The sequence below is a fragment of the Agrobacterium sp. genome, assembly GCF_059499945.1.
The window spans coordinates 57,552-68,414 of record NZ_JCABZP010000020.1; the positions used below are offsets into that span (position 1 = coordinate 57,552).

General features: G+C 61.6%; 8 protein-coding genes. 6 read left to right on the plus strand and 2 right to left on the minus strand.

What is annotated here, in order from left to right; all coding sequences use genetic code 11:
• The first annotated feature begins 11 nt into the window (after positions 1 to 11).
• The 6 genes from AC5I5B_RS23255 to AC5I5B_RS23280 all read left to right on the plus strand — a co-directional run bounded on the left by AC5I5B_RS23255 (position 12) and on the right by AC5I5B_RS23280 (position 7,347).
• Positions 12 to 1,187, plus strand: a complete 1,176-nt coding sequence (locus AC5I5B_RS23255) for an isochorismate synthase (RefSeq protein WP_495752860.1) — start codon at positions 12 to 14, stop codon at positions 1,185 to 1,187.
• An 18-nt stretch (positions 1,188 to 1,205) separates the two neighbouring features.
• Positions 1,206 to 2,831, plus strand: a complete 1,626-nt coding sequence (locus AC5I5B_RS23260) for a (2,3-dihydroxybenzoyl)adenylate synthase (RefSeq protein WP_174055170.1) — start codon at positions 1,206 to 1,208, stop codon at positions 2,829 to 2,831.
• A gap of 90 nt (positions 2,832 to 2,921) precedes the next feature.
• Positions 2,922 to 3,791 (plus strand): isochorismatase, encoded by an 870-nt coding sequence (locus AC5I5B_RS23265; RefSeq protein WP_174055169.1) that lies wholly within the window; start codon positions 2,922 to 2,924, stop codon positions 3,789 to 3,791.
• Between the two features lie 13 nt (positions 3,792 to 3,804).
• A complete protein-coding gene (gene dhbA, locus AC5I5B_RS23270; RefSeq protein ID WP_495752861.1) occupies positions 3,805 to 4,560 on the plus strand; it encodes a 2,3-dihydro-2,3-dihydroxybenzoate dehydrogenase in 756 nt (251 codons plus the stop codon).
• 30 nt (positions 4,561 to 4,590) lie between these two features.
• The gene (locus AC5I5B_RS23275; protein WP_087746676.1) at positions 4,591 to 5,304 is read left to right on the plus strand and encodes a 4'-phosphopantetheinyl transferase family protein; all 714 of its coding nucleotides are present in this window, start codon (positions 4,591 to 4,593) and stop codon (positions 5,302 to 5,304) included.
• Between the two features lie 129 nt (positions 5,305 to 5,433).
• Positions 5,434 to 7,347 (plus strand): PhoX family protein, encoded by a 1,914-nt coding sequence (locus AC5I5B_RS23280; RefSeq protein WP_223567521.1) that lies wholly within the window; start codon positions 5,434 to 5,436, stop codon positions 7,345 to 7,347.
• A 427-nt stretch (positions 7,348 to 7,774) separates the two neighbouring features.
• On the opposite strand, the gene AC5I5B_RS23285 is transcribed toward AC5I5B_RS23280, so the two are convergent.
• Together AC5I5B_RS23285 and AC5I5B_RS23290 are read right to left on the minus strand one after the other, a co-directional pair.
• The gene (locus AC5I5B_RS23285) at positions 7,775 to 9,079 is read right to left on the minus strand and encodes an HlyD family type I secretion periplasmic adaptor subunit (protein WP_174067653.1); all 1,305 of its coding nucleotides are present in this window, start codon (positions 9,077 to 9,079) and stop codon (positions 7,775 to 7,777) included.
• A gap of 2 nt (positions 9,080 to 9,081) precedes the next feature.
• Positions 9,082 to 10,833 (minus strand): type I secretion system permease/ATPase, encoded by a 1,752-nt coding sequence (locus AC5I5B_RS23290; RefSeq protein ID WP_112978678.1) that lies wholly within the window; start codon positions 10,831 to 10,833, stop codon positions 9,082 to 9,084.
• Between the last annotated feature and the right edge of the window lie 30 nt (positions 10,834 to 10,863).

Below are 10,863 nucleotides of genomic sequence, written 5' to 3' on the forward strand. Positions count from 1 at the left end.
GGAGGCATCCCATGAAAACGGGAGCACTCAGGACGAATGACGTCGAATCCGACGAAATTACTGAATTTAATAGAGAATTTCTGTTTACTTCCGGCAGCGGGCAATTACGCGCCAGGGGCATTCGCGAAAGGATCGCGATTCCCGCCCGTGGCGGCGAAGACATATCGAGCCCGCTGCAGCAGGCACTGGCCGACGCCTTCGAGCGTGCGCGCCGGGACGGCGAGCAGAACCCCATCGCCATCGGCGCAATCCCCTTCGATGTCAGTGAACCTTCATGCCTGTATATTCCATACAACCATGAATGGAATTCAAGGGATGCCGCGCCGATCGTCGCCGATTCGGCCATGCCGGCGCTTATCGGCCAGAACAGCCTGCCGGACGAGACCGGTTTCAAGCGTACCGTCGAGCATGCCATCGTCAATTTCCGCCATTCCGAAGTCCGCAAGGCGGTGCTTTCGGTCATGCGTGAACTGACTTTCGCCTCCGAGGTCAATGTCGAAAGATTGCTGGCGAGCCTCGCCAAGCAGAACCGCGAAGGTTACCAGTTCCGCATTCCGCTTCCCGACGGCGGCGACCTGATCGGCGTCAGCCCGGAACTCCTGATCCGCAAGCAGGGCGGGAAAATCATCTCGAACCCGCTGGCGGGATCGGCAAAACGCATGGTCGATCCGGCAGCGGACAAGGCCAATGCGGATCGGCTCTCGGCTTCCGAAAAGGACCATTACGAGCACAGCCTGGTGATCGAGGATATCCGCTCGCTGCTTTCGCCGGTCTGCGCCGAACTCGATGTTCCCGACAAACCCTCCCTTATCAACACCGCCGCACTCTGGCATCTTTCAACGCGTATCGAAGGCCGCCTTGCCGATCCCGAGACCAATGCGCTGCAGCTTGCTTGCCTGCTGCACCCCACACCTGCCGTCTGCGGCTTCCCCACCGAGCGCGCCCATCGCCTCATCCGCTTTGTCGAGCCTTTCGAGCGCGGCCTCTTCACCGGCATGGTCGGCTGGACGGATTCTGAAGGCAATGGCGAATGGGTTGTGACCATCCGTTGCGGCACCGTGCAGCGGGAAACCGTGCGGCTCTTCGCCGGCGCCGGCATCGTGGAGGCCTCGGAGCCCGAATCCGAGTGGGCCGAGGTGCAGACCAAACTCAAGACCATGCTGAACGCCTGCGGTCTTTCTGCCTAATTTTCCCAGGAACGAACCATGACAATCGAATTTGAACGCTGGCCCGACGATCTCGTTCGCCGATACCGCGAACGCGGTTACTGGATCGACCGGCCGCTGAGCGGCATCCTTACTGAGCAGGTGGAACGCCGGCCGGACGCGACGGCGCTGGTCTGCGGCGACCGCCGCTTCAGCTATGCCGATCTCGACCGGCAATCCTCCAATCTGGCCGGCCATCTCTCCGCCGCGGGCATTGGCAAGGGTGATACCGCGCTGGTGCAATTGCCTAACATCGCCGAGTTTTATCTCGTCTTTTTCGCGCTGATGAAAATCGGCGCAGCCCCCGTCAACGCACTTTTCAGCCATCGCCGGCTGGAAATGACCTCCTATGCGGAGCAGATTGCACCGAAGCTGGTGATTGCCTCGCGCAGCCACGAGCTTTTCGCCGATGACGCATTTGTGGAGACGCTGAAAGCAGTCTCCCCGAAGCTTGCGGTGACCCTGCTGCTCGGCGAAGCGGATCCGCAGCGCAGCCTTGAGCGGATGCTTGCCAATTCCGCCGAAAACCCGCCCGCCTACGCCCCTTCGGCGTCAGACGAGGTGGCGTTGTTCCAGCTTTCCGGCGGCAGCACCGGAACCCCGAAACTGATCCCGAGGACGCACAACGACTATGATTACAGCGCCCGGGCCAGCGCAGAGATTTGCGAACTCTCGCCAAAGACCCGTTTCCTCTGCGCCATTCCGGTGGCGCATAATTACCCGATGAGTTCGCCCGGCGCGCTCGGCGTTTTCCACGCCGGCGGCGCCGTGGTCATGGCCGCCAATCCGGAGCCGCTTGCCTGCTTCGATCTCATCGAAAAACACGAGATCGACATGGTGCCGCTGGTGCCGCCGGCCGTGGCGCTGTGGCTGCAGGCTGCACCCGCCCATCGCGAACGGTTGAAATCCCTCAAGCTGCTGCAGGTCGGCGGCGCAAGCTTTGCCGAAGCCTTGGCCCGCCAGGTGCCGGAAGTGCTGGGCTGCGACCTGCAGCAGGTATTCGGCATGGCGGAAGGGCTGGTGAACTACACCCGCTCCGGTGATCCCGACCACATCGTCTTCACCACGCAAGGGAGGCCGATCAGCCCGGACGACGAGATCCGCATCGTCGATGAGGATGGCAACGACGTGCCCGAGGGCGAAGCAGGCATGCTGGCGACCCGTGGCCCCTATACGTTCCGGGGATATTACCGCGCGCCCGAACACAGCGCCCGGGTCTTCGACAGGGATGGGTTCTATTATTCCGGCGATGTCGTGCAGCGCACGCCCGAAGGTTATCTCCGGGTCGTTGGCCGGGTGAAGGACCAGATCAATCGCGGCGGCGAAAAGGTCGCTTCGGAGGAGGTCGAAAACCTTATCCTGCGACATCCGGACGTCACCCATGCCGCGCTGGTGGCGATGCACGACGAGCTTCTAGGTGAGAAAAGCTGCGTCTTCGTCGTTTCACGCAATCCCGCGCTCAAGGCGCCGGCCATCCGCCAGCATCTCGCCGGTCTCGGCGTCGCGGATTACAAGCTGCCGGATCGTGTGCGCTTCATCGAGGCCATGCCGCTCACCGCCGTTGGCAAGATCGACAAGAAACGTCTGCGCGACCTGCTTGTGACACCCGCCGCCATCAGCGCCTGACGCGCGGCACAAACAAAGGGGGGCGCTCAAAAAGAGCGTCCCGAAACCAGAGATTAAGCGCCCCTGGCGCAGCAAACCACCGAGGTCATCATGACGATCCCCAGCATTTCCGACTATCCGATGCCGGTCGCCGCAAGCTTTCCGGCCAACAAGACAAAATGGCAGCCCGATGCGAAACGTGCCGTACTCCTCATCCACGACATGCAGCGTTATTTCCTGCGGTTTTATGAGGCCGAAGGCAAGCTGATGACCACCCTCATCGACAATCTCGCAAAGGTGAAGGCTTGGGCGGTTCAGAACGGCGTACCTGTTATCTATACCGCCCAGCCGCATGAGCAGCCGCCTGGCGACCGTGCGCTCCTCAATGATATGTGGGGACCGGGCCTCACCGTCGTCGACCCCGAACTGCAGAAGGTCGTGGATAAGCTCGCCCCGACGCCTGACGACGTGGTGCTGACCAAATGGCGCTACAGCGCCTTCCAGCGTTCCGACCTTACTGAGCGCATGAAGGGCTGGGGCCGCGATCAGATCATCGTCGGCGGCGTCTACGCCCATATCGGCTGCATGATGACGGCGGTGGAAGCCTTCATGAAGGATATTCAGCCCTTCATGATCGGTGACGGCGTTGCTGATTTTTCCGAGGCCGAACACCGCATGGCCCTGCAATATGTGGCGACGCGCTGCGGCGTGGTGATCGACACTGCAAGCCTCGTCGACGCGGGAGAAGCCACCGGTATCAGCGAATGGCTGAAAGCCCGTGTCCTGCAGATGGTGGAGGATGAAAGCGATATCGACCCCGACGAGAACCTGATCTTCTACGGGCTGGATTCGCTACAGGTGATGAAGCTTGCCGGCGAGCTGAAGGAACGCGGTGTCACCGTCGGTTTTGACGAGCTTGCGCGTGTACCCACACTTTCCGCCTGGTGGGCGCTGATCGAAGAAAAGCGGCTCGCAGCCTGAGCGGACGAAAAAGATGACGCAACAGAGATTTACCGGGCGGCGTGTGCTGGTGACGGGCACGGCCCAGGGCATCGGCCGCCGCATCGCCGAACGTTTCATCGAGGAAGGGGCCGAGGTCATCGGCCTCGACCTTCTGGCAAGAACGACGGAAGCGCCCTTCCGCCAGATCGCACTCGACATCACCGACGCGACGGCGGTGGAGACGGCCTGCAAGGCAATCGAAAACGAATGGGGCGGGCTCGATATCCTGGTCAACGCCGCCGGCATCTTGCGGCTCGGCGACAGCGAAAGCCTGACGCCTGCGGACTGGAAAGCCTGCATGGACGTCAATGCAGCGGGACCGTTTTATATGCTGCGGCAATGGAGCAGCATCTTCAAACGGCAGCGGCGCGGTGCGATCGTCAATGTCGGCTCCAATGCCGCCGTCGTGCCGCGCATCGGCATGATGGCCTATTGCGCCTCCAAGGCGGCGCTGGTCAGCCTCAGCCATTGCGCCGCCCTTGAGCTTGCACCCTATGGCGTGCGCTGCAACGTCGTTTCACCGGGCTCCACCGATACGCCGATGCTTTCAGGCATGTTGAGCGATCCCGCCGGCAAGGAACGGCTGGTCGCCGGCCTGCCCGAGCAGTTCAAGCTCGGCATTCCGCTCGGCAAAATCGCAAGGCCTGATGATATCGCCGATACGGTGCTGTTTCTCGCCTCCGATCAGGCCGGGCATGTGACGATGCAGCAGATCGTGGTCGATGGCGGCGCCACGCTTGCGGCTTAAATTCGAGCCGTTGGATTGAAGTTGAAGAATATGGCCGTCGCAACGGCGTTTCATCGCGAAGCCGTCTCCGGCGATCCACCGGAGGCCATCTGGCCTTGGCCGGACGACAGCGGCGATTGCCATTGCCTCACCCTTCGTTACAGCGCCGAAGAAGGCGGCGGCGGCGATGTCCCTCCCTTGCCGCCGCAGCTTTTAAACGCCGCGCAGAGACGCAAGGCGGAATTCATCGCCGGCCGCAGATGCGCGGCGGAAGCCACGCGCCGCCTCACCGGCTACGCCGTCTTTCCCGGTATGGGTGAGGATCGCGCCCCGATCTGGCCCGAGGGCGTCATCGGTGCGATTTCCCACAGCCATGGGCGGGCGATTGCGCTCGCCGGCTCTTCCCAGCGATTTCGCGGCATCGGCATCGATATCGAAAGGCTGCTGACCGAAGAGGAGGCCCGCGATATCGCCCCGCAGGCCTTGACCGCGAATGAGCGCCACAACCTCGGCAACGATATCGATCCCTTCATGACCGGGTTGATTTTTTCGGCCAAGGAAAGCCTGTTCAAGGCGCTTTATCCGACAGTGAAACGGCTGTTCTTTTTCGAGGCGGCCGAATTATCCGGCTTTGACGCAAACGGCTCCGCATCATTGCGCCTGACGGCCGACCTCGGCGAAGACTGGCGCCGCGGAACGGAGGTTCCCTTCCGCTTCTGCCGCTTCGAAGGCCTGCTGCTCACTCGCATCCTTCTCCCGCATTGAGGGAAAAATAGTAGATTCATAACTGAGAAGATCATATTTTAAACCCGTCTTCCCGTCATCCGAGTGAAACACTCGGAAGGTACGCAGCCTGTTGGAATGATTCCAAACATTGAACGGTGGAGACAGACTATGACCGACATCGATACGAGCAAATTGTCCTGGGACGAGTGGGACGAACTGCAGAACCCGCCGCCGGCCGAAACCGATTTCGACCGCGTGGTTGAAACCGCGATTTCCCGCCGCGGCTTTCTCGGCGGCGTGCTGGCCTTCGGTTCGGCCGCGGCCGCCATGGGCACGCTCGGCAACCTGTTGAGCAGCACTTCGGCGGAGGCGCACGAAGCCGCCGCCGGCCGTTTCCCGTTCAAGCCGGTTGCCGCCGCAACCGACCACACCATCCATGTCCCGGAAGGCTATAACTGGAAGCCGCTGGCGAAGTGGGGCCAGCCGCTGTTCTCCAACGTTCCCGATCTCGACCCCGCCAAGGGCGTCAGCGTTGAAAATTCCGACAAGGTCTTCGGCGAAAACACCGACGGTATGGAACTTTTCGTGGTCGGCAGCCATCAGCTGATCGCCGTCAACCACGAATATGTGAACCCGGAAACCAACCTGCCGCACGCTGAAAAAGGCAACCCGAAGACGGCCGACGATGTGAAGATCCTGCAGAACATGCAGGGCGTCACCGTCATGGAAGTTGCGGAAGACAAGGACGGCTGGAAGATCGTTCTCGACAGCCCCTTCAATCGCCGTATCCACCACAACACACCAATGAAGCTTTCCGGCCCGGCTGCAGGCTCCGATCTCGTCAAGACCGCCGCCGACCCTGATGGTATCGACTGTCTCGGGACCTTCAACAATTGCGGCGCCGGCCGCACACCGTGGGGCACCTACCTCACCTGCGAAGAGAACTTCAACGGCTATTTCGGCACCACCGACGCCACCTTCAAGCTGCCTGATGATTACAAGCGTTATGGCATCGTGGCCGAGACGCGTTATGCCTATGAGAAGTTTGACGAGCGTTTCGACGTCGCCAAGAACCCCAACGAACCGCGCCGCGCCGGTTATGTGGTCGAGATCGATCCTTCGGACGCCAAGTCCACCCCGATCAAGCGCACCGCGCTTGGCCGCATCAAGCATGAAAACGCCGCCGTGGTGATTGCCCGTGACGGCCGTGTCGTTGTTTACATGGGTGACGACGAGCGTGGCGAATTCCTCTATAAATTCGTCTCCAACGGCATCTACGTGCCGGGCGGCGACACCTCCAAGCTGCTTGACGAAGGCACGCTTTACGTCGCCAAGTTCTCCGATGACGGCGCCGGCGAGTGGCTGGCCCTGACCCCTGAAACCACGGGCATGAAGATCGACGAAATCTGCGTCTTCACCCGACAGGCCGCTTCCAAGGTCGGTGCAACGACGATGGACCGCCCGGAATGGGTCGCCATCAACCCGGTCGCCATCGAAGCCTATTGCGCGCTGACCAACAACAGCCGCCGCGGCGAAATGAAGGACGGCAAGCTGCGCGCCAATGCCGGCGGCGATGCCATGGCGATCAATGCCGCCAACCCGCGCGAGAAGAACGAATACGGCCAGATCGTGCGCTGGTATCCGGAAAATGACGACCATGCGGACGGCAAGTTCAAGTGGGACTTGTTCTGCATGGCCGGCAACCCCACCGTCCACAAGGACGCCTATGCGGGTTCTTCGAACATCAACGAAGGCAACATGTTCAACTCGCCTGACGGCATGATGTTCGATAGCACCGGTCTGCTCTGGATCCAGACCGACGGCGAGGATAGCAATGAAGGCAACTTCGCCGGCCAGGGCAACAACCAGATGCTGGCGGGCGACCCGGCCACCGGCCGCATCGAACGCTTCCTGACCGCCCCGAAGGGTTCCGAAGTCACCGGCCAGACCTGGTCCGGCGACAAGCGCACCCACTTCGTCGGCATCCAGCACCCCGATGCCCCCTTCCCGGATGGCGAAGGCAAGCTGCCACGCTCGGCCCTCATCGCCATCAAGCGCGACGACAATGTGAAGATCGGCTGACGCATCGGCATGAGTGGACCCGGATCGCGATGGAAATCGCGATCCGGGTCACTATAAAAACGCCGCGTGCCCGAAAGGACATGCGGCGTTTTGTCAGGTTCCGAAAAGCATGACTTTGCGAAATGGCACGTCGTCACCGGGTAGCCCCCATCCATTGATCACACAAGGTTGCTCGATCAAGGCCGGTATGGCAGTGCCACGGATCGCAAGAGACTGTTTTATGACGCAGATGCCCGTCAGCGGATGCGGGCATAGCGGCTGAGCGGCTGGGCGGCTGGGCGGCTGGGCGGCTGGGCGGCTGGGCGGCTGGGCGAAAAAAATTCCACGCGCTTTATAAGCAATGCAACGCCGTGTGCCCTTGGAGGCGCACGGCGTTGCTGAGTTGATCGCGCTATGTCGTCCAGCGACAACGCCAGGCCCTTCTCCCTCAGGCCTCTCGGAAGGTACGGTTCGCCTGATCGAGAAGCGGTTTGAGGAAATAGGACAAGACACTTCGTTCGCCTGTTGTGATGAAGGCTTCCACCGGCATTCCGGGCATCAGGCTGAATTCACCCAGCCGCTTTATCTGCTCCTGCGAGGTGGCGACGCGGACGATATAATAGCTGGCGCCCGTTCGCTGATCCACCGTCACGTCAGCCGAAATGCGCTCCACCGTTCCGGTGATTTCCGGCGTCGTTTTCTGATTGAAGGCGGAAAAGCGCAGGTTCGTGGCCTGGCCGTAAAAGATCTGATCGATATCCTGCGGCGCAACCTTGGCTTCCACCACAAGCTTGTCGACTTCAGGCACGATCATCATAATCTGTTCGCCCGGCGCGACGACACCACCGACGGTGTGCACTGAAAGTTGATGCACCACCCCGTCCTGCGGCGCGACAATATCGACACGTTTCAGCTGGTCCTCGGCCGCCACCCGGCGCTCGACATATTCGCCGATGCGGGCATCCATTTCGCGCAGATCGGACCCCACCTCTTCCGACCATTGCTCGTCGATCTGGAGGATTTGCAGCGCGGTTTCGCTGATCTTCGCCTCAACCCCGGCAATGCCGGCCATCAGCCGGCCGATATCGCCATCGATGTCCGTGGCCTGACGCTCCAGCGTGCTGAGCCGGCTCTTTTCCATCAGGCCCCTTTCATGCAGCGAGCGAAAGCGGCTGAGCTCCTCGTCGACCATGCCCTGCTCGCGGAAATTCGCTGCGCGCTCGGCCTCCATGCCGCTTATCTCATCGCGAAGCTGCCGCACGCGCTGTTCGAGCTGGCGTTTTTTGCTTTCGCGAACGGCCTTGCGGTTTTCATAAAGACGCTGTTCGGCATTCATCATCGCCAGAACCTCTGCATCATCTGCGCGGCCTGACAGCGCTTGCGGGAAAACCACGCGGCCGGCCCGATCACGCTCGCTCTCCAGCCGCGCCTTGCGGGCAGTGAATTGATCGAGGCTTTTGACGATGATGGCGAGATTAGCCCGCGTCATCGTCGCATCGATGCGCATGACCACGTCGCCCGCTTTCACACGGTCTCCGTCCCGCACCATCAGTTCGCTGACGACGCCGCCCACCGGATGCTGGACTTTTTTCAGGCTGGTTTCGACCACCAGAGAACCTTGCGCGATTACCGCACCGACGATCTCGGTGCCGACGGCCCAGCCGCCGAAGACGCCGGTCAGAGTTAGGAAGCCCAAGCCACCCACAAAAAGGTGGTTGCGGATCGAGCGTCGCAGTGTCTGCCATTCATCCATTTTCATACCTTTCCTGCTTCCACGGCCTGCACGACCTTGAGGGCGGCGGCCGCGCCACCGACCGGGCGCAGCACCTTGGCGAGCACTTCCTCCTTGGGGCCGAAAGCCTGCTGGCGTCCGTCAGCGATCATCAGCACCTTGTCCACGGCCAGAAGCGCACTTGGGCGGTGGGCGATAATGACGGCCACACCGCCACGCTCACGAATGCCGAGAATGGCCGCCGTCAGCGCATCCTCACCTTCGGAATCGAGATTGGAATTCGGCTCATCGAGCACGACGAGAAAGGGGTCTCCATAAAGCGCCCGCGCAAGGGCGATCCGCTGTTTCTGCCCCGCCGATAATTGCCGGCCGGTTTCGCCGACTTCGGTGGAATAACCATCCGGCAGGCTTACGACGAGATCGTGAATGCGCGCTGCGCGCGCTGCTGCGATGATCTTCTCCGAACTCGCCTGGCGATCAAAGGAAGCGATGTTTTCGGCGATGGTTCCATCCAGCAGCTCGATCATCTGAGGCATGTAGCCGATGTGGCGCGCCAATGCTTCCGCCGGCCATTGGTCCAGCGTCGCACCGTCCAGCCGGATGGAGCCCTTGAGCGGCCGCCAGAGACCGACAAGCAGGCGCGCAAGAGAACTCTTGCCCGATCCGCTCGCGCCGATCACGCCAAGACCGCTGCCGGCCTGGAGTGTGAAGGCGATGTCCTGCAAGACCGGCTCTGTCGTTTCGGGCGGAAGGGCGCTAACACGCTCGACGGACAGAAGGGCTTGTGGCGCAGGCAGATCGAGGCGCATGGCGGCATCCGGCAGCAGCGCCAGCGTTCTTTCAAGGCGATGACGGCTTTGCCGGGCGGCGATGAAGCCCTTCCAGTTGGCAATGGCAAGATCGACCGGCGCAAGCGCCCGCGCCGACAGGATGGAACCGGCGATGATGATGCCGGGTGTCGCCTGCTCATTGATGACCAGCCAGGCCCCGACGGCCAGAATGCCTGATTGCAGCAGCATGCGCAGCACCTTGCTCGCCACGCCGAAACCGGAGGCAATATCGCTTGCGGAGCGCTGCTCGCGGACATAGGCGCGATTATCCATCTGCCAGCGATCCCTGAGCGGCGTGGCCATGCCCGTGACCGAAATGATATCGGCGTTGCGGCGGGTGGCTTCGATCAGCCGGTTGCGTCTGGACGCATGTTGCGCGGCTTCTTCCACCGGTCGCCTGGAGACCAGCTCCGTCATCAGCGTAAACACCGTGAGGATGGCCGCGCCGGCAAGCGCCGTCACGCCGAGCCAGAAATGAAAGGCGAAGCAGATGGCAATGTAAAAAGGCAGCCATGGCAGATCGAACAGCGCGGTCGGTCCGCTTCCGGAAAGGAAGGAGCGGATCGTATCGAGATCGCGAAGCGGCTGCGCCTGACGGCCGCTGACGGGCAGGCGCAGTTGCAGGCCGATGACGGCGTCATACACCCTGGAGGACAGCACCTGATCGAGGCGATCGGAGATGCGCACCAGCAGACGGCCGCGTATGGCATCGAACAGCCCCTGAAACGCATATAGAACTGCGGCTATGGCGAAGAGGGCCAGCAGCGTCGGCAGGCTGCGGCTCGGCAGCACCCGGTCATAGACCTCCATCATGAACAGCGAGCCGGTGAGATAAAGAATATTGACCAGGGCGCTCATCAGGGCAATGCCGACAAAGGCAGTGACGCAGCCCGAGAAGACACCCTTGATTGGCCGGTTATTGTTGTTGGCAGAATGATGACGCATTTTTACGATCCGTTGAGATCGCGGCGGTAG

Bases quoted from the DNA above. Each gene is read 5' to 3' on its own strand.
- AC5I5B_RS23255 (WP_495752860.1), top strand. From the start codon at position 12: ATGAAAACGGGAGCACTCAGGACGAATGACGTCGAATCCGACGAAATT.
- AC5I5B_RS23260 (WP_174055170.1), top strand. From the start codon at position 1,206: ATGACAATCGAATTTGAACGCTGGCCCGACGATCTCGTTCGCCGATAC.
- AC5I5B_RS23265 (WP_174055169.1), top strand. From the start codon at position 2,922: ATGACGATCCCCAGCATTTCCGACTATCCGATGCCGGTCGCCGCAAGC.
- dhbA (WP_495752861.1), top strand. From the start codon at position 3,805: ATGACGCAACAGAGATTTACCGGGCGGCGTGTGCTGGTGACGGGCACG.
- AC5I5B_RS23275 (WP_087746676.1), top strand. From the start codon at position 4,591: ATGGCCGTCGCAACGGCGTTTCATCGCGAAGCCGTCTCCGGCGATCCA.
- AC5I5B_RS23280 (WP_223567521.1), top strand. From the start codon at position 5,434: ATGACCGACATCGATACGAGCAAATTGTCCTGGGACGAGTGGGACGAA.
- AC5I5B_RS23285 (WP_174067653.1), bottom strand. From the start codon at position 9,079: ATGGATGAATGGCAGACACTGCGACGCTCGATCCGCAACCACCTTTTT.
- AC5I5B_RS23290 (WP_112978678.1), bottom strand. From the start codon at position 10,833: ATGCGTCATCATTCTGCCAACAACAATAACCGGCCAATCAAGGGTGTC.